The sequence below is a fragment of the Frateuria hangzhouensis genome, from assembly GCF_026410505.1.
GTDB lineage: Bacteria > Pseudomonadota > Gammaproteobacteria > Xanthomonadales > Rhodanobacteraceae > Frateuria_A > Frateuria_A hangzhouensis.
Genome location: NZ_JAPMIU010000003.1, coordinates 343720 through 364898, shown reverse-complemented (window position 1 = coordinate 364898; position 21179 = coordinate 343720). Strand labels below are relative to the sequence as shown.

Here is a 21179-nt window from a genome sequence, read left to right as displayed (position 1 = left end):
AGTCGGCTTGCGGTGAGCTTCGAATCCACCGTCGGCCTGCGTGGCCAGGGTCAGTTGCTTGGGCATCGGGTACGCTCGTACGTAGTGGCCTTGCTTGGACCGCGGGGCAAAATCAGAGTTTCCCTAGCCCGCGCACGCGACTCTCTGATTACGCTTCACCCGCTGTATCTAGCGCTGGGCCGTGATGCCGGGGAGCGAGCGGATGCCTATAGAGCCTGGCTGAACGCCGGCGTCGGCCCGGACGATCTGCGACGCATTCGAGCATACGTGCAGCGGGAGCGTCCCCTTGGCGATGAGCGGTTCCAACGGATGGTTGAAACAACGCTGGGGCGGCCAGCCATCAGCCGACCACGCGGGCGACCAAGGCGCGACATAACGGATGGGATTAATTACTCCCGCTCCCTTTAATTGGTCCCCTTTAATTGCGAAACACAACGGCAAGTGGTCAGCGAAAAGACGGGTTACGTTTGCTTCGACACCGGGGCAGAGCAAGTGCGCGCCTATTGACCCCGTCGGCGAAATGGCGCCCCCTTTAATTCACATCCTCGTCCCCATTGTAGCTATACGAAAAAATTCGCGTTATGAACAAATAATGACCACTCTCATCCTCCAGCAGCGTAGCCTCGAAATCAACATCCACCGATATTACGCATAGTGTCATTTTATGCTCGCGGCAATACTCGCGATTGGAATTGATAAAGTCTATGACACTGTCGTCATGCATAACAGATGTGCTAGCAATAGTAATTATATTTTTCCCCGCGCACTCGCCTCCGGAAGACGACGGATCCTCAAAATAACCATAACTTGAGTAGTCCGTTTCCAGCGTCGCCTTGAGTCGTATCTGTTTTCCGCGATACAAATCTTTTTGCTTAAGAATATCGCAAATAGAAGCATATCCAACCGCATGTTTTTTCAGGCCACTCGTGCTCGATTGCAATTTGGCACAAGCAACACCATGGAATGCAACCAAAAAGCCCAGAGTAAATAATGCAGTGATTTTAATTTTCAGCATCGCCTTGGCCCTGATTTTCGTGCTGGCCGTACCAACTTGCCATATCGTGCTTAACCGAGCCTTCTATGCCCTTGCGCAACTCATTACTCGTTAAAGTTTTCCCAAATCCTCCCAATATTAAGGATTGCGCTTTATACCCCCTTTCTTCGGCAGAACGGAACTCCCTCTCTGCCACACTGGGGTCCCCCGTACTCCCAAAAGGCCCATCATTCTCCCGCACATCCAAATCATGCTGTGCCTCATGCGCCATTTCCGGAAAAAGGGGTCGCAGCTAATTAAGCCACCACCTACCTTCTAGGCAACCATCGACCGACAGAATAAAGGGGTCGCAGCTAATTAAGCCCCCGCCTACCCTCAAGCTACCCATCGGCCGACAGACCGGAGTCCCAAACCGACGCAGGATCGAGTCTTTCCCAAAGGACACCTGCCATGCCGCGACTGCCTCGTCTGGAGCTCCAAGGCGTACCGCTGCACATCACCCAGCGAGGTACCAACAAAGGAGCGATTTTCCTGGATGACGACGACCGCCACGACTTCACGCGCCTCCTGCGCAGAGCGTTCCGCGAGCACGCCATCGATTTACATGCCTTCGTACTCATGGACAACCACTTCCACTTGCTTGTAGCTCCCCACGCAGTTGGCACACTCTCCCATGCCATGCGCTGGATCGGGCAGAACTACGTTCGGTCCTTCAACCTACGGCACGGTCGCTGCGGAACATTGTGGCAGGGACGCTTCAAGTCGTGCCTGGTGCAAACCGAACAATACGCCTTGACGGTCATGCGCTACATCGAGCTCAACCCGCTACGCGCCGCCATGGTGATACGACCGGAAGACCATCGCTGGTCGAGCATTCACACCCATCTGGCCCGCGCACGCGACCCGCTGGTTACGCTCCATCCGCTGTATCTAGCGCTGGGCCGTGACATCGGAGAGCGGGCGGATGCCTATAGAGCCTGGCTGAACGCCGGCACCAGCTCGGACGATCTGCAACGCATCCGAGCATACGTACAGCGAGAGCGTGCCCTTGGCGACGAGCGGTTCCAACGCATGGTTGAAACAACGCTGGGGCGGCCGGCCATCAGCCGACCACGGGGGCGACCAACGCGCGACGTAACGGATGACGCTTAATTACTCCCGCCTCTTAATTTGGGGATTTAATTATCTACGTCCCCTTTATTTCTTGAAGGCGCGACGCAACAGACAAGGATTAATTACTCCCGTCCCCTTTAATTTTTCAGGCGCGACGCAACAGACCAGGATTAATTACTCCCGCCCCCTTTAATTTGTCCCCTTTAATTTTTCTCCCGCCCCCTTTAATTCCTTTAATTCGCCGCCCCCTTTAATTCGTCCCCTTTAATTCGCGTCCCCTTTAATTGGAGGTCGCCGGCGTGTCCGTGGCGATCCGCACCCACGTGCCGCCGTCCTTCTGCTCGTCGACGTCGAAGCGCGTGGCCGTGCTTGGCCGCGTCCAGCTGACGGTGAAGCCGGCGCTCTGCAAGCCGGACGGCACGGTGATCGTGGCCCGTTCCGGCCACACGCCAGTGAAGGATTTAATTACCTACTTCCCCTTTACTTCGCGCCCCCTTTACTTCGTTGAAACAACGCTGGGGCGGTCGGCCATCAGCCGACCACGGGGGCGGCCAGGGCGTCATAACGGACGAGACTTAATTACTCCCGCCCCCTTTAATTCTCTTCCCCTTTAGCTGCTTTAGTTGCCGTGGATTCCAACCGGTATATCCTAAATACAACCACCGAGGAGAAGGTCCACACAACGATTACTATGGATATTCCAACCCCGGATAAACCTCCCGACCGCCCATGCGGCAAAAAAAACAGAACTAACCCAATCAAAAGATTTAACGCGGCACACGTTAGGAAGTAAGACCTCCCGCTTTTAGACCTTAGTAGCTTTGTCGCAAAAACCGCAAACAGAACTGGCAAAATCGTAAGATACACGTATTGATGAATCGCTGGAAAAACCAGTAATCCCGCCAGAGAGCTCGTACATAGCCAAGTCACAGGAACCGCATTATTCATTTTTAACCCTCGATGCCACCCATTCGGTCTCTTTGTCGCTGTCGCTCTCGCTGCCTTTTCCATTGCTGCTCGCGCTTCCGCTCTTCTTGTTGTCGCTTAATTGCCTCCTTCATCAACTCATGAGCACGCTGACCCTGCTCGGCCATTTCGACTGTACTAACCGCCTTCTCCGCTCCCTTTGCCGATGCCTTAAGAAACGAGAATGCGCCGACAGTAGCCGCTAAAAAGGGGTCGCAGCCAATTAAGCCACCACTTACCTTCCAGGCAACCTTCGGCCGACAGACCGGACCGCCCAAACTATCGCACGATCGAGCCTTTGCTGAAGAGCACTTGCCATGCCCCGACTGCCTCGTCTGGAGCTTCAAGGCGTACCGCTGCACGTCACCCAGCGAGGGACGAACAAGGGCGCGATCTTCATAGATGACGACGACCGCCACGACTTCAGGCGCTTACTGCGTAGCGCCTTCAATGAGCATGGCATCGACTTACATGCGTTCGTCCTGATGGACAACCACTTCCATCTACTGGTAAGGAAAAAGGGGTCGCAGCTAATTAAGCCACCACCTACCTTCTAGGCAACCATCGACCGACAGGCCCAACCACCCAAACTATCGCACGATCGAGCCTTTGCTGAAGAGCACCTGCCATGCCCCGACTACCTCGTCTGGAGCTTCAAGGCGTACCGCTGCACGTCACCCAGCGAGGGACGAACAAGGGCGCGATCTTCATAGATGACGACGACCGCCACGACTTCAGGCGCTTACTGCGTAGCGCCTTCAATGAGCATGGCATCGACTTACATGCGTTCGTCCTGATGGACAATCACTTCCATCTGCTGGTAACCCCTCATGCAGTCGGAGTGCTCTCCAGCGCCATGCGCTGGATCGGCCAGAACTACGTCCAAGCCTTCAACCTCCGGCACGGGCGGTGCGGCACCTTGTGGCAAGGACGCTTCAAGTCGTGCCTGGTGCAAACCGACCAGTATCTGTTGACTGTAATGCGCTACATCGAGCTCAACCCGGTTCGCGCCGCGATGGCCATGCGACCGGAGGACTTCCGATGGTCAAGCGTCCACACCCACCTAGCCCACGCGAACGACCCGCTCGTCACGCCCCATCCGCTTTATCTGGCCATGGGCGAGGATGCCTGGGACCGAGCGAATGCTTATAGAGCCTGGTTGGACGCCGGCATCACTACCGAAGAGCTCCAGCGCCTGCGTACCTACGCGCAACAGGAGCGTGTCCTTGGCGACGAACGCTTCCAACGGATGGTTGAAACAACACTGGGGCGACCCGCCGTCAGCCGACCGCGCGGCCGACCAAGGCGTGCCGCAAGTGACGAAATCTAGTTGCCTCCATCTCAACTTAATTCCCTACGTCCCCTTTAATTGATGAAATCTAGTTGCCCCGTCTCAACTTAATTCCCTACGCCCCCTTTAATTTCTCACCTCTTTATCGGGCCACCTTTATTTGTTATCCGTTAAAGGGGTGAACATGAAATTTCCGCCATCAAAATATATGGATCGAGGCGCAGCTACTCCCCGATCGGAAAACTCAATAACCTCCGTTTCACCGTCGATATTAGTCGCAGGGAGCCTTCCTTGCTGCACTTTCCCATATGATCTTACCGGAAAAGCATAATACCCCAATAGCTTTCCTTCTCGACTTGAAACAACGAGACGCGCAGTTTCTCTCCCCGACCAAAAATGGCGATAATCATATAAACAATAGCTGCCCATGCGAAGGTGAACTTGACCTATATATTTAAGCTCATCACTCGCGCGCAGCTCTAACGCCGTCCACTTGGGCTGCATTTCACAACCACCAGTAGGCGAGAACAGCAAAAACAAAGACAGCGCCACATTATACATATCACATCCCCGATTTTAACCGAAGAACTTCATTTGCATACCAAACAGCATGGGGGACCGGAGCCCCATCCAGGCTTTTATCCATCCTTGAGTTTCCATTATATCGCTCGAAAGCCTTAATATCGCCACGCCACGACATTTCACGTCCCATCCTATCGTGGACAAATCCCTTATGCCTCCACCATTGCATCGCAGCATACGCACTAGTGTATGGCGTCATTTGCTGCCCCTTGGAAAGTCCGAGAATTTCTATTTTATCAGCACTCCAATCGCCAGCGTTATTGACTTGAAGCGGATCCGATAAGAAGCTCATCCGATCTCTGGTTGAGCCAGACTCCACCATCGACCAAGCCTTTAATGTGTACGGCGACATATAGCCATCGTCGCCTTCTCCATATCCATTCTCCAGGTCATATCTCATCGCCGCAGATATGAACGCCCAGTCGTTGCTAGCACGATATGATGCTTCACCAGATTCATCAAAGCCAGGAACTTGACTTAGAGTCGTGCCAAAATCCTTTTGTCCTTCCGGCGAAACAAAGCAATGAACCATTCCACCCATAGAGACATCGGAAAGATTTCGCATCTTTTGAACTTCGCCTGACACTTCACCACACATGCCCGTTGGATCAAGATTACTGATCGGGTCATTTTCTGCATATTGATATCTGTTAAATGACATCAAAGCGTTTGGCGCAGGCACTATGGGATCTACGCTTAAAAACCGCCCCACCTCCGGATCGTAATACCGCTGCTGCATATACACGAGCCCCGTATCCGGATCCTCCACATGACCCGTATACCCCGGCCCCGCATTGACCGGCCCGCTCTGCTGCCCATACGGCCGATGGTCGAACCGCGCGATCGGGTTCCCATGGTTATCGGTCAGCATCAGCACCGTGCCCTGGTCGTCGGTCAGCACGTAGGTAGAGGTCTCGGCCGCCTGCGCCGGGTGCAGGCAGGCCAGGGTCGCCAGCAACAAACCGCCGCCGAGCTGCCGCAGCCAACGGCTCCACGTGGGAGTGGTTCGCCATCCTTTCATGGATCCTTCCTCCTTGTCCCTGCGTGCTCCGCTTCGCCCCTCACCACACCGCTCACAGGCGCACCGTCGCCACTGGGCCAGCCCACGCTGGACACATGTTCAAGTTGCACGCGCGACCCCTGACGTATGGCGAGTCCGTAGTGGCCTTCGCCTGCAGCCCCGCTCCGGTCCCCGAGCGCGGGCTGCCGCCGTTGATCTCCACCTGCTAGACGCCGTTCCCATGCACGCTCAGGCACCCGCTTTCCGCGCTGCCGAACCAGCGCGACACCGCAGCGCCGGGCCTTTTCCGTTGCTCCATCCATGCTGCTCTCCCTGATTCCGCGCCTGCCAGTCCCGCATCGCTTCATGATCGAAGTCGCTTCGTATCAGTGCCCCAAGACCAGCCCCGTCACAACGAACTGAGAAAGACGGACTTGGAAGAGGACCAGGCGGAGCAACCCACGGCGTTGCACGCCCTGACGCGATACCTCAACGAGCCATCGGCGTAGATCAGGCTGCTGACCGACGTAGTCGTCACGGTCGATGTGGACACGCCCTCCTGCGGGTGGGTCTCCTCCAGCTGGTAGCTGGTCGCCCCCGCGACGGCGTTCCAGCTCACGGCAACCACCGTCCTGTAGGAGGGGCCGCTTACGCTCAGCGACAAGCCGGTCGGCACCGCGGGGGGCTTGGCCACTTGCACCGTCTTGGTCGTGCTCCACGGGCCGATACCGCCGCTGTTGGATGCGCGCACCGGTAGCGAGCAATTAAAGGGGACGGGAGTAATTAATCCTCAATTAAAGGGGGCGGGAGTAATTAAGTCTCGTCCGTTATGACGCGCCTTGGCCGCCCCCGTGGTCGGCTGATGGCCGGCCGCCCCAAATAAAAGTGGACGTAGGTAATTAAATCCTCACTTCGACGCACACTTACGCCCCCTTTACTTCCACACCTCAAGTTCACAGGAAGGCGAAGAAATAGCCAACACATCAATAACATCCTGATCGGTAAGAATCAAAAAATGGCGAATGACTTGGCCGCACCTAATTCCATAGGCCTGATTCATAAACTCATTTACCAAGCTTGATTCAAGCACCTCGTACAAGGACTGGCCTATAAGATCACTTTTAGCAACCTCCGCAAGAATAGTGAGAGCATCACCCTCATCCACTTTTCGGTATAAAAAATAATCATCAAAAGAAACCGAAAGCACCTTATCTGATGGACACCGCAACTTGATCTGTAGCACACCAGCATAATCACACAACTTATCAAAATATAATAAGCCGCCAGCAAATTCAGGCTGAGCCAATTTTACAAAGGCCGTCATGACCCGTACCTCACCTTAGTTTTGTTCTTTCCACTTTGGATCTCCAAAGTTGGCCTGCCATCTGTACTAGTGGGCCTAACGATAATCGTCCTTCCATCTGGAAGAGTGCCGACTGTTCCGCCGCCAGGAAGCTCCCTTACTCCAGAAGGGTTCTTGTCTCTAAAATCCTTCTCCGCTTCCGCCATGCCTCCAGGCTTTTCCCATTGGGTAGTTCGACCCTTGGTGCTTTTGCCAGGCATAGCCCCCGGCACGGGAGCCTCCGTGGACTCGTTCAGAACTCCTGAACACCGGAGCTCCCCGTAACAGAGGTGTCTACCGTTGACGAAATCATTAAAGCTATTCGAGTCAACGAAGAATAACGACACCCCAATGATGGGGCTCCACACTGCAGCTCTAGGAGCAGTTTTTAGAAATACCCAAACAATCTTAGGCGGAGGCCGCGGTATATTCCCTGTAACGGGCACTGTAGGTAGCGTCGGTATCTCAGCGCTCAGTCCATATGGATCAATGTATTGGATTGGCCCTGCATTTGCATACAAGTATCTGCTTCCAAAGTACTCCGAACCTATGGGGGTCGCCAATGGGTCCACACTCAGGAACCGCCCAACCTCAGAATCGTAATACCGCGCCTGCATGTACACGAGCCCCGTATCCGGATCCTCCACATGACCCGTATACCCCGGCCCCGCATTGACCGGCCCGCTCTGCTGCCCATACGGCCGATGGTCGAACCGCGCGATCGGGTTCCCATGGTTATCGGTCAGCATCAGCACCGTGCCCTGGTCGTCGGTCAGCACGTAGGTAGAGGTCTCGGCCGCCTGCGCCGGGTGCAGGCAGGCCAGGGTCGCCAGCAACAAACCGCCGCCGAGCTGCCGCAGCCAACGGCTCCACGTGGGAGTGGTTCGCCATCCTTTCATGGATCCTTCCTCCTCGTCCCTGCCTGCTCCGCTTCGCCCCTCACCACACCGCTCACAGGCGCACCGTCGTCACCGGGCCAGCCCACGCTGGACACGTGTTCGAGTTGCACGCGCAGCCTCTGACGTATTGCGAGCCCGTCGTGGCCTTCGCCTGCAGCCCCAACCGGTCCCCGAGCGCGGGCTGCCGCCGTTGATCTCCACCTGCTAGACGCCGTTCCCATGCACGCTCAGGCACCCGCCTTCCGCGCTGCCGGACCAGCGCGACACCCCAGCGCCGGGCCTTTTCCGTTGCTCCATCCATGCTGCTCTCCCTGATTCCGCGCCTGCCAGTCCCGTATCGCTTCATGATCGAAGTCCTTTCGTATCAGTGCCCTCAACGCCGCTCTCCATCACAACGAGCTGAGGAAAACGGACTTGGAGGCAGACCACGCCGAGCAGTCCACGGCGTTGCACGCCCTGACGCGATACCTCAACGAGCCATCGGCGTAGATCAGGCTGCTGACCGACGTACTCGTTCCGGTCGATGTGGACACGCCCTCCTGCGGGTGGGTCTCCTCCAACTGGTAGCTGGTCGCCCCCGAAACGGCGTTCCAGCTCACGGCAACCACCGTCCGGTAGGAGGGGCCGCTTACGCTCAGGGACAAGCCGGTCGGCACCGCGGGGGGCTTGGCCACTTGCACCGTCTTGGTACCGCTCCACGGGCCGATACCGCCGCTGTTGGACGCGCGCACCCGGTAGCGGTAGCTGCCGTTGCCGTGGCTGAACCCCTTGGACCGGCCGCTGCCGCTGTAGACCGTCTTCCACGTCGCGCCGTTGGCGCTTTCCTGCAGGGTGTAGCTGCTGGCCTGGGAGACGCTGCCCCAGCTCACCGTGTAGCTGCCGCTGCTGCTGCCGGAAGGCGCGCTCAGCGTGGGGGCGTAGCCGGGCGGGTTGTACACCGTGCGCGCCGGTGCGCTCACGAAGGCGCTGCACGCCCAGGGGTTGCAAGCGCTGACCGCGTAGTCGTGCAAGAGCACCGGCACGTTGTAGCCGCCCTCCACTTCCAGCGAGGTCGCGGTGACCTCCCTGACGACGCCGGTGGTTACATCCTTGACCTTGTAGTAAGTCGCCCCGCTCGAGGCGTTCCAAACCACGGTCCGCACTTCCATCTTGGCGTTGATGGTCAGGTCGTTGGTATACACCTCCGTCGGGGCCGGCGGCGGAATCGCGATCGCCACGGTCTTCACCGCGCTGAATGGCCCCCAGCCGGCGGCATTGCGCGCGCGTACCTGGTAGTCGTAATGCGCGCCGTTGGTCACCCCGCTGACCACAGTGGAGCGGTTGGCGCCCTCGTACTGCGGACTCCAACTGGTGTCGCCCTCCTTCCGTTCCTGCAACTGGTAGACGTCCGCGTTGACGTCCTCGTTCCAGCTGACCGTATAACTGGAGGTGCTGCTTATCGATGGGGCATTCAGCGTGAGAGTGCTTCTGGGCGGGTAGAGCACCGTCACCGGTTTGGAAACCGCCCAGCCACGGTGGCCATGGCTGTTCTCGGCCGCGACCCGGTAAACGTAGCTGCCGACGTTCAGGAGAGGACGGGTGAGCGACGTGGCCGGCGTGTCCGTGGCGATCCGAGCCCACGTGCCGCCGTCTTTCTGTTGATCGACGTCGAAGTGAGTGGCGGTGCTCGGCCGCGTCCAGCTGACGGTAAAGTCGGCGCTTTGCAGGCCGGAGGGCACGGTAACCGTGGCCAGCTCCGGCCACACACCGAGCGTCCTTGAATAATTCCAATCGCTGCACTCCTCCAGGCAGGCGTTGACCCGGTACAGGTAACTTCCTGCGGCGCGGCCGCTGAAGCTTTTGCTGTTGTCGGTGCCGTTATAAACCCTGTACCAATTGGCACCATCGTCGGAGCTTTCTTGCAGCTCGTAGCGAGCAGTCGGCACCTTGAACCACATGACGGTGTAGTTACCATCATTGGGGTCGGTGTCGAAATAGATGTTCGACGGCGGATTGAGAACCGGATCGTTGACGCCGCGCCGCACCTTGGCCAACAGCTTGTTGCCCAGGTAGACGTAGTCGGTGACGACGCCCACCGCCGCATCGAGCTGGTACAGCAGCTTGCCTGCGCTGCCGTACGCGTAATATGTCTTGGCTCCGGCAGCGCTGGTCTTTTTCACTCGCCGCCCTGACGCGTCGTAGTCGTAACTCGCCACACCCGTCACCTGGTTCAACCGGTTCGCCTTGTCGAAGAGCAGGCTGATCGCGTCCTTGCGAGTGGTATTACCCTGCACGTCATAACCGAAACTGTGCCGCGTGATGCCGTCGACCTTGATTTCTGTCAGGCGGTTTCTGCTGTCGTAGCCATACACGCGGGTCTGGCTGTCGGTGTACATGGAATGCAGGTTGTTGATCGGGTCGTAACGGTAGATCTCCTCGCCCCACAGGCCATCCGCCGTCGCGCGGGTAAGGCGGTTAAGCGGATCGTATTCGTAGCTCTTGCTGCGTTTACGGGTTTGATCCGCCAGGTCGATGACCGATGCGCGATTGCCGTTCGCGTCGTAGACAAAAGCCTGACTGACAAGCAAGGTGTCGCCGGCTGCATAAGTGAAATCGCCGAGAATGTTGCGCTTGTTCTTTTGCGCCAGGTAATCCACGCCGTTACCGCCGAGGAAGTAGTGCAGGCTACCGTCCGGCTCGTAGAGAACGCTGCCGGCGTAGACGCCGGCCTGCGAGGGCCGACCAAGCGCGTCGGGGCGATAGGCCACCTGCTTGCCATCCGGGTAGGTGATCTGCTTCACGGCTCCGTTGGCATCGTGGTCGTATACGACGGGCCAATGGTAGCCCTCCATATCCAATGTCTCGCTGCGCAACAGGCCGAGCTTGTTGTACTTGTAGGTCCAGGTGGCGATACCGGATTGCGCGGTTTCCACGCGGCCAAGCGGATCGTAGGTAAACAGGCTGTCCGCAATGGCGTCCGGATAATGAATGGACGTCATGCGGTTCATCGGGCCGTATTCCCGGGTGACCTTGCCCGCGATCACCTGTTCGCGCTCGCAATCACCCTCGTCAGGGATAACGGGCACAGGCAGATCCAGCCCTGACGCGCTCCATGTCAGATTGCCCGCGGCGTCATAGCCCATCACCTCGCTGTTGGTCTCCGGCTCGATGCTGCGACACAAGCGTTGATGATTGTCGTAGACGAGCTTCTTGGTAACGGCGCCAGTGAGGCCGTCATAGCTGCCGTACTGGTGGATCACGATCGGGTTGCCATAGAGGTTGCGCGTGATCTCCTGGATTACGCCCGCAGGCGCGATAACCTTGACGGGGGCGTCGTAGCTTGGCTGGTCGAATACTTGGTAGCTGGTGGTGGTCGTGTTGTGCTTCGGATCGGTAACCCTTCGACTCGCGCCGCTCAGGTATTCCGTGATGGTGACCAGCTGGTCGTATGCATTGGCTCCAGGTACGTCAGGTTCGGCGTCCTGAAACGTCTTGCGCACACGGCCTAGCGCGTCGTACTCGTTGCGCACACCCCTGAACGCCGCCGTGACGTTTGGCGCTCCTGCAATCGGATAGGAGGTGAAGGCGGTCTGGCCTTTGTAGTCGTAGGTCCTGTAGACGTTGCTGTGGGAGCTGGTTCTCCCCCCGATGTCGATGTAGGTGTCGGTAAGCACCGGCTGCAACAGGGCGTTGAAGTAAGTCACCTGACGCTGGTTGCCTCGGCTCACCGTGCGAAGCCAGTGCTTGCCAACAAGCCCACGCCTGGAATCAACCGGTTCGTAGTCGATGGTTTTGGCATGCCATGGTTGCTCGTCCCCCGTCGGGTAGCGAATCTCCCGCAGCCGGCCTGCCGAATCGTAGTCGTAGTTGGTGGTGGCATTTGCCTGATCAGTGATGCTTTCGATCTGCCCGAAATCGTTTACCTTGAGAATCTGATGCTTGCCGTCCGGATAGCCGATTGCGAGCGGAATGCCACGCTTGTAGCCCCGGTCAACCACCCTACCGCTACTGTCGACGTAGCTACCCAACATTGTCTTGTTGGTCCTCCCATCGGTGAAACTGATCAATTGACCTTGAGCGTTGAACTGATAACTCATCAGCGTCTGACCGAAGTGAGAGCGGCTCGTCAGCGTGAAGTGGGTGTCCTCGTAGTGGTACTCGTCCACCACCTTGCCGGTAGTCAGATTGGTCACGCGCGTGGGCAGGCCAAGCACCCAATGGTCAGCATTATTTAGATAGTCAGTCCTTTCTCTTACCGTCCATTGCTCGTTGATGGAGTTGGAGCGTTTGGTTTGCACCACCTGTGCGTAGCTGTTGAATGCTTCAGCCTGCCACGTGTAGGTGTCCTTATCCTGAACAATCTGGCGCAACGAAAGCGGCGAGTACTGTGCAATTTGGTCTTGATTGACGTTTTCCTGCAAAACCCGACCTGCCCTGTCAGGAAACGGAGCGGTATCCGGTGGCGCATAGTCGTTGATTTCAGTGCGCAATATTCGCGAACCATATACCCCCTCCGAAAAGGTAACCCGCATCAATTGGCCTTCGGTGTAGTCGTACTTGTTGCTGAAGAGATAGCGCACGGTGCTGCCGTCGGGATTTTTGACGTCCGTATGGACCGTAGTCGGACAGGTGCCCGTACACCCCGACCAAGTGCCCTCGTCCTGTGAATAGGAGTAATGCCAGACCCGATCGTCCGGAATGCCCGCACCCCAAAGCTTGCGTTCGATCAACGAAAATCCATACCACGCGTTTGGTCGAAAGGCATAACTGTTCGGGGTGTTGTCGCTGGTCATTCCGCCCTTGCCCTTGCACCGATAAGGGACAAGGGAACGGCTGTGCTTGACCGGTTGGATAGTGAAGCGTCCCTTCAAGCCCGAAGGATGGGCCACTGTGCCGACGACCGCATTGAGGGATGCTGGTTCGCCGACGCGCAGGCAACTGGATAGCGTGGTGGAAGCGGGCTTCAGCGTGGCGGCATCAAAGGCACCCAGGTTGTAGAGCCATTTGCTACCGTCTGGAAGCTCCACCGATACCAGGGCGGGAGCGACCAGATCATTGCTGTATTCGTAAGTCCAGGTGCGCGAATCGCCTCCGGAAGAGGACGTTAGCGTTACCGTACGAATGCGTGGGGTACCCTCGATGTAGGTTACCGTCAAGACGCGTTCGTTGGGGTTGGCTTCGTCGTCACTGGATATTTCCGTCAGCCGGCCATTCGTGTCGTACTGGAAGAGCAGCTTATTGCCGAATCGGTCTTGAATTTTCGTCACCATCATCAAGGCGGTCCGCCTGTGGATGATGTTGACCTGCGGCGCCGCGTGGGCGGCTGTCGAGCCGGACAACAGTGTGATCAGGTCCTCCAGCATGTCGCCGCGCGACGAGACAAGCGCCCCGAGGAGACCAGTAGGTGGGGTGGCTGCAACCCCCGAGTCGTCATCCAGGGGAACAACCAAATCTTGGGCATCGCGGTAGACGAGCTCGTCGAACCAATATTTGGTGCCATCAGGTGCCTCGGCAAGAAACCCTTCGCCCGGTTCACCATTGTGAGTGTTAGGGAGGGAGCAGCTGAAGCGCCAATGATTTTTGGTGACCGCCCGATATATCGACTTCGAATCTGGATTTTCCAATATGTCCTGGCTGCCTTGGCCTGGAACGACCAAGTGATACCCCTTCCACCACTGAACCGGCTCCCACGCCGCGAGAGCCTTGTCACCCAGAAACATCCACACCGTCGGCGGCTTGCCGAAATTCGTGCAGCGTTCATAGGGGTCCTGTTCGGAGTTTGCGGCGACCGTCCAGCCGCTGAGCGGTCGCTTGGACCCGTCGTAACCCGAGACGGTCAACGTCTCCAAGTGCGGCAGCACGAGGTCCCAGTCTCCGAAAGCAAATAGTTTGCGGATGTCCCTGTCGTGTTCGATATGGAACTGGCGCGTGAGCGTCAAGGGAAGGCCATTGCCCCTCAGACTTACGTCCGTCTGCGTGAAGGAAAGCGAGCCGTCGTAAAGGCTGATCTCTTCGCCGAACGGGTGCTCGCCCAGAGGCTGGATATCCTCATTAACCCGGATGAGCTTCTTGTACTCGTCCTCCGGCGTGACATCTGTTCCCCGCGAGGGGGCCGCCACCAACAACAGAACTGCAACAACGAGGCACACGCGTGCCCATCCCTGGCCTGGCTTCATGCCGAATCCCCTTTTTCCCCTGATGATCCGCATTGAACGGATATGCTTCGAACCTACCGCATGAAATAGGACCTTACAAGCGCTAATTGCATTCGCGAAAACGGATATCCGCCAACTTCCCACGGTGTTTGCTTACATTTCCTCTATGCACCGCTCGCTATTCGTTGCTTTTTGACAGGCAGGCTCGCCTGCCTGTCGGCTGACGAAATCCGCCTTGGCCACCTCAGGGGTTCACCCACGGAGCAGCCATCCAGTAGCCGCCACTACCGACGACTTCCCAGAATATCGGCACCGGCCATTGTTCCCCGACGCGAAGATCCGGCGCGCTGCCAGACGTGGCCAGATTGCCGCCGGCCAAACCGCCAACCATCAGAGGGGAATCGCCGCCAACCTTGTAATACAGCCCGGAGTTATCGGCCGTGAGCACGTAAGCGGAAGGCTCGTAAGTGGTGTAGCCCACTGGCCCCGTCCATGTGGTGGCAACCTTGCGGATAGCGGTCTGCCGGCCCCGGGCATCGAATATGCGGTCGAACGTTTCGCCGCGGCCATTGAAGTCACGAAAATCGACCTTGCTCCAGCTTTCCAGCCCGATACCGCGTCCCGCAAAGCCGCCACCGACGATCCACGCGTGATGCAGGTCGATATACGGGGTGAGGTCATAACTGCGGAAGCCCGACCCCGTGCTGTCCCAGATATAGAGGTCCTCGGAAGGACTGGTCCAGAGAATGCTGATCCGATTCGAGGGCGTGTAGTACCCAATGCCGCCGGGATAGTAGCCGCAAGCCACGGGGATGATCTTGCTGCCGATGCGTTCGCCGCCGCGCATCAGCCAGTAGGCGAACAGGCAATCGTTGGGATTGGTCCATAGGAGGTCGTCCTGGCCATCGCCATTGACGTCGCCGGCGCCGACCAGACGCCACTTCCTCGGATAATCGTAGATCCGGCGAGAGGTGAATGAGCCGTGGCCGGAATTGGTCCACAGCCAAAGATCATTGCTGTCGCTGGTGAACACCAGATCGGTATAGCCGTCGCCGTCCAGATCACCCACCGCACCTACGATGTATCCGGCGGTGATGTCCATGGTACGGGCACCGATGCGCTTGATTCCGCTGCCCTCCGCGCCGGGCGGCTTCGCGCTCATCATCCAGAAGCCGAGTTGGCTCATGTAACTGTTGAACCAGACCAGGTCGGACGTGCCATTGCCGTCGAAGTCGTTCGGTACGCGCCTGCTTCCGGGAACCGGCGTCGTGGTCTGCAATACCGGCAGGAACCCATGAATGACATCCGTCGCATACGTCGTGGAAGAAGAGGCCGGATCGACGGCTGCATTCGCGCTGAAGGCAGAACACCCGAACACGCATATCAAGATGGCAAGAAACCGGTTCGCATCGCGCATGTTTTTCTCCGTGAACAAATTGGTCCGAGGCGATGGCAGCGATCGGGCCATTGGTCGAATATCCAGACAACAGCAGTGAGAGGGCGCCCAATCAGGGGCCGGCAGCCGACCCGCCATTCCTGCGGACTTCCGCTTGGCGCTTGCAGCTCTCGCCCAAGCGTTCGCAACCAAAAACGGCGCATCCCCAAGGCACTCGCGTGCCCATCTGGCTTGGCATGTTGCTTCCCCTGTTTCCCCAGGCAGGCCCGCGTTGCACGGGCAGCCATCCGCAACCTACAGGACAGGATCCGGTCACTCAAGCGTGCGTACTGTGCCGAAGCGGATGCCGGCCTCGATATCGACCGAAACAGATTCGCCGCCTCCACTGACGCCTTCTCCACATCGCCCCCGCTATTCGTTCCGCTTTTGTGGCGCAGGCGCGAGCTTGCCTGCCGGTACGACTGATGCGGGGTGCAAGGTGCGTCTGGAATGGTTGTGTGTGTTGGGCGGCATGCTGATGGCGTCTGGGTGGCCAGCGTTGGGAAACGCCGCCTCGGCACAGGCGCTGGCGAGCCAGGGCAACGGCCGCGGGGCGCCGCCGTGCCAGTCCTGCCACGGCACCGATGGAGGCGGCCAGGCAGCCGCGGGGTTTCCACGACTGGCGGGGCTGGATGCGGCTTATCTCGCCAGGCAGTTGGAGGATTACGCCGAGGGTTCGCGCGCCAGTGCGGTGATGCAGCCGATCGCCAGAGCGCTGTCGGCCCGGGAGCGCGATGCCGTGGCGGGTTATTACGCGCAGCTTCCGGTAGCGGCGATGCCGGCGGCACCGAAGCCCGCGGCGGATGGCGCCGGCGCCACGCTGGCGACGCGTGGGCGCTGGTCCGAGCAGGTGCCCGCGTGCGAGCAGTGCCACGGGCCGGGTGGCGTGGGGGTTGGCGCGCATTTTCCGCCGCTGGCCGGGCAGCCGGCCGCGTATATCGAGTCGCAGCTGAAGGCCTGGCAGCAGGGCAGCCGGCGCAATGATCCGCTGGAGCTCATGCAGCACCTGAGCCGCGCGCTGAGTGCGGAGGACATCGCCGCGGTGGCGCAGTGGTTTGCCGCGCAGCCGTTGCCGGCCGCGAAGGTGGGCAAATGATGCGGCGCCTGCCCGCCCTCGTGCTCGCCACGCTCGCGCTCGGTGCCTGCACGGATCGCTCGCCGACCGACGCCCGCGCGGCCGATGCGCCGCCGGCGCCGGCGGTTGCCGCGTCCTCGCCACCACCGGAGGGCAAGCGCGCGTTTGCGCCACCGCCGGAGTCGGCGATTCCCGCTGGCCCGTATGGCGACATGGTGCGCCTGGGCCGCGAAATCTTCCTGCACACGCGCAAGAACGCGCCGGCGTATGTGGGTAACGGCCTGGCCTGCGTCAACTGCCATCTCGACGCGGGCCGGCTGGCCGACTCGGCGCCGCTGTGGGCGGCGTATGGCATGTATCCGAAGTACCGCAAGAAGAACGATCACGTGAACAGCTATGGCGAACGCCTGCAGGGCTGCTTCAGGTACAGCATGAACGGCAAGGCGCCGCCGCTGGAGGACAAGGTGATCCTCGCGCTGGAAACCTATTCCTACTGGATGGCGCAGGGCGCGCCGCTGGGCGTGGCGCTCGAGGGCGCGGGCTATCCGCGCGTGCCCGAACCGGGCAGGGCCCCGGACTACGCGCGCGGCCAGGCGGTGTTCCAGCGCGACTGCGCACTGTGCCACGGCGCCGACGGCCAAGGGCAGAAGGTGGCCGGTGAGTACGTGTTTCCGCCGCTGTGGGGGCCGGACTCGTTCAACTGGGGCGCTGGCATGCACGAGCTGGACAAGGCGGCGGCCTTCATCCGGGCGAACATGCCGTTGAGCCGCGGCGGCAGCTTGAGCGAGCAGCAGGCGTGGGACGTGGCGATGTTCATGGACGCGCACGAGCGCCCGCAGGACCCGCGCTACACCGGCGACCTGGCCGCCACGCGCAAGGCTTTCCACGACACACCCATGTCGCTGTACGGCAAGCGCGTGAACGGGCGCCTGCTCGGCGCCGCGCCGGCGCGATGACGGCACAGCCTGCCGCATGTGCGCGCCATCACAGTTGCGGGCACCGGCCCCGCCCCTTGCCCGGTGCTTCACGCGCCTTTTTTAAACTGACGCATTGCTCGCCGGACCATCCGGCCGAACGGAGACGAGCCACGGATGCCCGACAGCAAAGCCGACACCATGTCCGACGATGATCTCGTCGCCCCGCCCACTCGCCGCGTATGGCTGTGGAGCGGCATCGTCCTGCTACTGGTGGCTTGCGCTGTCACGTTTGCCCTGACCCGCCCGCGTCCGCACGCCGATGCCCGCCTCGCCTACCCGCGCATCCATGGTGCCGGCGGGGTGCTGCCGGTGGGGCCGCATGCACTGATGCCCTCGACCGCGGCCGACCACCGGCTCTACATCGACGTCGACAGCGCCCAGCCCGAGCGCGGCGAGCTGAACCGGCGCCTGCACACTGCCGCCAAGCTGCTCAACCTGTATGCGCTGGCGGGCGTGCCGGACGACAAGGTGCACCTGGTGGTGCTGTTCTACGGCAGCGGCGTGGACGTGGCCCTGTCCGACGCGGCCTACCAGGCGAAGTTCGGCCACCCCAACCCCAACGCCGGCTTGATGCGGAAGCTGCGGCGGGCCAACGTGAAAATGGTGGTGTGCGGGCAGGCGCTGGGGCACCAGAATTTCGTGGCCGCGAATATCCGGCCCGGCGTGTCGCTGGCGCTGTCGGCGCTGACGGCGCGGCAGGAACTGCAGGCGGCGGGGTATGGCGAGGTGCCGAAGGAACCCGAGTAGGTGGGCGATCCGGTCGGGCGTGGAAGGCTCGTGTTTTCGCCGAACGAGCTTTTGTAGGGTGGGCTTCAGCCCACCACTCATCCGGCGTTCGGGCGCGATGGGTGGTGGGCTGAAGCCCACCCTACGAGTCAGGCGGCGTCGCTCTCGGGCAGCCGGCATAGCCGGCGGACGTCGAGCAATGCGACGAAGCCGCCTTTCCACGGCAATACGCCGGTTACCGGATCGTCCGCGCGCACTGCGCGGCCGGGTGGCGGCGGGGTGATGGAATCGGGTCCCGGCAGCAGCAGTTCGCCGACGGCGTCCACGCGCAGGCCGACCGTGTGGCTGGCGTGGTTGAGCATCACCAGGCGCACGCTGTCGGCCTCGCCATCGCGCGGCGGCAGGCCGAGGCGGCGGCGACCGTCGAGTACCGGCACCACGCGGCCGCGCAGATGGCGCACGCCGAGCACGTCGGTCGCGGCGCCCGGTACGGGGGTGAGCTCGCCGACGCGGATCACCTCGCTCACCTGGGCCAGCGGCGCGGCATAGGCCTGGCCGTCGAGCTGGAAGGTGAGCCAGTGCTGGGTGTTCTGGGTGGCCGGGACGGTCATGGCCTTGGGTTCCGTAATGGGGTGCGCGTCATCTGCCGCGCTCCGGGGTGACGATCAGGGGCAATTCGGCACGGCGGACCGACGCCTGCGGGGGCGAGGTCGCGGTCGGGATATCGGCCTGGGCCAGACCCGCGGGCGCCGGTCTGGCCGCGGCATCGGTCGCGGGCGCCTGCGCGGCGGGCGATTCAGCGGCGGGCGTGGCATCGGCAAGCTGGCCGGCGCGCTCGGCGTCGCCCGAGTAGCGCACCGGCGTGGCGTGGTCGCTCAGCACCACCACCAGCACGCGGCGATTGCGGTTGCGGCCTTCGGCGGTGGCGTTGTCGGCGGCCGGGCGGAACTGGCCCCAGCCGATGATGCCCATGCGCGTGGGGCTGACGCCGCTTTCGGTGAACAGCCGCGCCACGCTGGCGGCGCGCGCGGCGGACAGCTCCCAGTTGGACGGATAGACGGCCGTGTTGATGGGCTTGTCGTCGGTATAGCCTTCGATGCGCAACGGGTTGGCGAACGGAGCCAGAATGCCGGCGATGCTGCCCAGCACCTTGCCGGCCGGCTGCGACAGCCGGGCCACGCCGCTGGGGAACAGGATGTCGGTGCGGATCTCGATCTCCAGCCAGTTGGGCGTGCGGCGCACGACCACCAGCTGCTTGTCGATCAGCGGCTGCAGCGCCTGCTCCACTTCGTTCTGGATGCGGCTCAGGTCGGCCTGGCGCTGCGCCTCGCGGACATCGCGCAGGGTTTCGTGCGGCGCGCGGCGCGCCACCGTGCGAAGCGGCGCCGGCCGCAGCGGGATCGGCACCGCCACGGGCGCGGCGGCGGCGCCCGGCCGGCTGCGCGGCGCGGCCATGGCCGGGTCGACGTTGTGCGGCTTGGCATTCTGCGGCGGCATCGGCGCGATCACGTGGCTGGAGCCGTTGAACGCCTCGATGATCGATTCGGACATCACGCGGTACTTGCCCTCGTTGACCACGGAGACGGCGTACATCACCACGAAGAAGGCGAGCAGCAGCGTCATCAGGTCGGCGTAGGGGATCGCCCAGGCTTCGTGGTTGACGTGGTCTTCGTGGTGTTTGCGTTTTTTCATGCGGTGCATGCCGCGCGCGCGACCGGTCCCTCCCCCCGCTTGCAGGGGGAGGTTGGGAAGGGGTGGGCTTTCTGTAGGAGCGCCCTTGGGCGCGACCGGGAGGGATGGCGGTCGCGCCCAGGTGCGCTCCTACATGGGTTCCGGTGACTGGGGGGGAGCGCGCGCACGCAAGGAAAGGAGCCGGAGCGGCGGGTGGCCAGAGCGGGACGGCTCACGACAGGTACCCCTGCAGCTTGGCCTCGATCTGCCGCGGGTTGTCGCCCTCGGCGATCGACACCAGCCCTTCGATGAAGATCTCGCGCATCTGCGTCTGTTTGCGCACCAGGCCTTTCAGCCGCGCGGACATCGGCAGCATCAGCAGGTTGGCCAGCGCCACGCCGTAGATGGTGGCGACGAAGGCGGCGGCGATGCCGTGGCCGAGCTTGCTCGGGTCGGCCAGGTTCTGCATTACCGCCATCAGGCCCATCACGGCGCCGATGATGCCCATGGTGGGCGAGTAGATGCCGGCGTTCTCGAACACCTTGGCGGCGACCAGCTCGTTGTGCTCGCGCGCCTCCATCTCCACCTCGAGCACGCCGCGGATGGCATCCGGCTCGCCGCCGTCGACCAGCAGCTGCAGGCCCTTGCGCACGAAGCCGTCGGTCTCCTCGTCGATCTGCGGTTCCAGTCCGAGCAAACCCTGGCGGCGGGAGATTTCACTCCAGCCGATGATGCGCACGATCAGGTCGCCGGGCTGGAACACGGGCGGCTTGTAGACCAGCGGCAGCATGCCCAGCGCGCGGCGCAGCACGCTGCCCGGCGTCTGCACCATCAGCGCGGCGATGGTGCCGACGAACACGATCACGAACGCCGCCGGGTTCAGCAGCGCGCCGATCGTGGAGCCCTTCAGGATGGTGCCCACGATGATGACCAGGAAGGCCAGGATCGTGCCGATGAGGCTCACCGGATCCATC

The 21179-nt window shown here is 60.8% G+C and carries 17 protein-coding genes; 6 read left to right on the top strand and 11 right to left on the bottom strand.

Translation table 11 applies throughout. The features are described 5' to 3' along the window. Window positions 1-532: 532 nt before the first annotated feature. Window positions 533-1015, bottom strand: coding sequence for a hypothetical protein (locus OSC30_RS05330; protein WP_267170792.1), 483 nt, complete (start codon window positions 1013-1015; stop codon window positions 533-535). A 429-nt stretch (window positions 1016-1444) separates the two neighbouring features. Here OSC30_RS05330 and OSC30_RS05325 point away from each other — a divergent pair, with 429 nt between their 5' ends. Continuing rightward, a complete protein-coding gene (locus OSC30_RS05325) occupies window positions 1445-2146 on the top strand; it encodes a transposase (RefSeq protein WP_267170791.1) in 702 nt (233 codons plus the stop codon). A gap of 241 nt (window positions 2147-2387) precedes the next feature. On the opposite strand, the gene OSC30_RS05320 is transcribed toward OSC30_RS05325, so the two are convergent. Continuing rightward, the gene (locus OSC30_RS05320) at window positions 2388-2528 is read right to left on the bottom strand and encodes a hypothetical protein (protein WP_267170790.1); all 141 of its coding nucleotides are present in this window, start codon (window positions 2526-2528) and stop codon (window positions 2388-2390) included. A gap of 862 nt (window positions 2529-3390) precedes the next feature. Between OSC30_RS05320 and OSC30_RS05315 the strand changes: the two genes are divergently transcribed. Further along, entirely contained in the window at window positions 3391-3630 is a 240-nt protein-coding gene (locus tag OSC30_RS05315) for a transposase (RefSeq protein ID WP_267170789.1), read from the top strand. Window positions 3631-3701: 71 nt separating this feature from the next. Next, on the top strand, window positions 3702-4403 hold the full coding sequence (locus OSC30_RS05310; RefSeq protein WP_267170788.1) for a transposase: 702 nt from the start codon (window positions 3702-3704) through the stop codon (window positions 4401-4403). Window positions 4404-4520: 117 nt separating this feature from the next. Here the strand turns inward: OSC30_RS05310 and OSC30_RS05305 are convergent, their stop codons facing one another. The 6 genes from OSC30_RS05305 to OSC30_RS05280 all read right to left on the bottom strand — a co-directional run bounded on the left by OSC30_RS05305 (window position 4521) and on the right by OSC30_RS05280 (window position 15738). Next, window positions 4521-4925 (bottom strand): hypothetical protein, encoded by a 405-nt coding sequence (locus OSC30_RS05305; protein ID WP_267170787.1) that lies wholly within the window; start codon window positions 4923-4925, stop codon window positions 4521-4523. A 1-nt stretch (window position 4926) separates the two neighbouring features. Next, a complete protein-coding gene (locus tag OSC30_RS05300; RefSeq protein ID WP_267170786.1) occupies window positions 4927-5967 on the bottom strand; it encodes an RHS repeat domain-containing protein in 1041 nt (346 codons plus the stop codon). Between the two features lie 913 nt (window positions 5968-6880). After that, a complete protein-coding gene (locus tag OSC30_RS05295) occupies window positions 6881-7270 on the bottom strand; it encodes a hypothetical protein (RefSeq protein WP_267170785.1) in 390 nt (129 codons plus the stop codon). Then, window positions 7267-8124 carry an RHS repeat domain-containing protein gene (locus OSC30_RS05290; RefSeq protein ID WP_267170784.1) on the bottom strand — a complete coding sequence of 286 codons (858 nt, stop codon included), beginning with the start codon at window positions 8122-8124 and terminating at the stop codon, window positions 7267-7269. Before OSC30_RS05290 ends, OSC30_RS05295 begins: the two co-directional genes overlap by 4 nt. A gap of 452 nt (window positions 8125-8576) precedes the next feature. Further along, window positions 8577-14342 carry a hypothetical protein gene (locus OSC30_RS05285; RefSeq protein ID WP_267170783.1) on the bottom strand — a complete coding sequence of 1922 codons (5766 nt, stop codon included), beginning with the start codon at window positions 14340-14342 and terminating at the stop codon, window positions 8577-8579. 223 nt (window positions 14343-14565) lie between these two features. Continuing rightward, window positions 14566-15738 (bottom strand): FG-GAP repeat domain-containing protein, encoded by a 1173-nt coding sequence (locus tag OSC30_RS05280; protein ID WP_267170782.1) that lies wholly within the window; start codon window positions 15736-15738, stop codon window positions 14566-14568. Window positions 15739-16255: 517 nt separating this feature from the next. Here OSC30_RS05280 and OSC30_RS05275 point away from each other — a divergent pair. From OSC30_RS05275 to OSC30_RS05265, 3 genes are all read left to right on the top strand, one after another. Beyond that, a complete protein-coding gene (locus OSC30_RS05275) occupies window positions 16256-16852 on the top strand; it encodes a c-type cytochrome (protein WP_267170781.1) in 597 nt (198 codons plus the stop codon). Continuing rightward, the gene (locus tag OSC30_RS05270; protein WP_267170780.1) at window positions 16849-17787 is read left to right on the top strand and encodes a c-type cytochrome; all 939 of its coding nucleotides are present in this window, start codon (window positions 16849-16851) and stop codon (window positions 17785-17787) included. Before OSC30_RS05275 ends, OSC30_RS05270 begins: the two co-directional genes overlap by 4 nt. 135 nt (window positions 17788-17922) lie before the next feature. Then, a complete protein-coding gene (locus tag OSC30_RS05265; protein ID WP_267170779.1) occupies window positions 17923-18555 on the top strand; it encodes a DsrE family protein in 633 nt (210 codons plus the stop codon). Window positions 18556-18683: 128 nt separating this feature from the next. Here OSC30_RS05265 and OSC30_RS05260 read toward each other — a convergent pair whose 3' ends face one another. The 3 genes from OSC30_RS05260 to OSC30_RS05250 form a co-directional block, all read right to left on the bottom strand. Next, complete coding sequence (locus tag OSC30_RS05260) at window positions 18684-19145, bottom strand: chemotaxis protein CheW (protein ID WP_267170778.1); 462 nt, start codon at window positions 19143-19145, stop codon at window positions 18684-18686. 28 nt (window positions 19146-19173) lie between these two features. Beyond that, window positions 19174-20226: a flagellar motor protein MotD gene (gene motD, locus OSC30_RS05255; RefSeq protein ID WP_267170777.1), complete on the bottom strand. Its 1053-nt coding sequence runs from the start codon at window positions 20224-20226 to the stop codon at window positions 19174-19176. A 211-nt stretch (window positions 20227-20437) separates the two neighbouring features. Continuing rightward, window positions 20438-21178 carry a flagellar motor protein gene (locus tag OSC30_RS05250; RefSeq protein ID WP_267170776.1) on the bottom strand — a complete coding sequence of 247 codons (741 nt, stop codon included), beginning with the start codon at window positions 21176-21178 and terminating at the stop codon, window positions 20438-20440. Between the last annotated feature and the right edge of the window lies 1 nt (window position 21179).

Bases quoted from the DNA above. Each gene is read 5' to 3' on its own strand.
- OSC30_RS05310 (WP_267170788.1), top strand. From the start codon at position 3,702: ATGCCCCGACTACCTCGTCTGGAGCTTCAAGGCGTACCGCTGCACGTC.
- OSC30_RS05305 (WP_267170787.1), bottom strand. From the start codon at position 4,925: ATGTATAATGTGGCGCTGTCTTTGTTTTTGCTGTTCTCGCCTACTGGT.
- OSC30_RS05300 (WP_267170786.1), bottom strand. From the start codon at position 5,967: ATGAAAGGATGGCGAACCACTCCCACGTGGAGCCGTTGGCTGCGGCAG.
- OSC30_RS05250 (WP_267170776.1), bottom strand. From the start codon at position 21,178: ATGGATCCGGTGAGCCTCATCGGCACGATCCTGGCCTTCCTGGTCATC.
- OSC30_RS05280 (WP_267170782.1), bottom strand. From the start codon at position 15,738: ATGCGCGATGCGAACCGGTTTCTTGCCATCTTGATATGCGTGTTCGGG.
- OSC30_RS05285 (WP_267170783.1), bottom strand. From the start codon at position 14,342: ATGAAGCCAGGCCAGGGATGGGCACGCGTGTGCCTCGTTGTTGCAGTT.
- OSC30_RS05315 (WP_267170789.1), top strand. From the start codon at position 3,391: ATGCCCCGACTGCCTCGTCTGGAGCTTCAAGGCGTACCGCTGCACGTC.
- motD (WP_267170777.1), bottom strand. From the start codon at position 20,226: ATGAAAAAACGCAAACACCACGAAGACCACGTCAACCACGAAGCCTGG.
- OSC30_RS05295 (WP_267170785.1), bottom strand. From the start codon at position 7,270: ATGACGGCCTTTGTAAAATTGGCTCAGCCTGAATTTGCTGGCGGCTTA.
- OSC30_RS05325 (WP_267170791.1), top strand. From the start codon at position 1,445: ATGCCGCGACTGCCTCGTCTGGAGCTCCAAGGCGTACCGCTGCACATC.
- OSC30_RS05260 (WP_267170778.1), bottom strand. From the start codon at position 19,145: ATGACCGTCCCGGCCACCCAGAACACCCAGCACTGGCTCACCTTCCAG.
- OSC30_RS05270 (WP_267170780.1), top strand. From the start codon at position 16,849: ATGATGCGGCGCCTGCCCGCCCTCGTGCTCGCCACGCTCGCGCTCGGT.
- OSC30_RS05330 (WP_267170792.1), bottom strand. From the start codon at position 1,015: ATGCTGAAAATTAAAATCACTGCATTATTTACTCTGGGCTTTTTGGTT.
- OSC30_RS05265 (WP_267170779.1), top strand. From the start codon at position 17,923: ATGCCCGACAGCAAAGCCGACACCATGTCCGACGATGATCTCGTCGCC.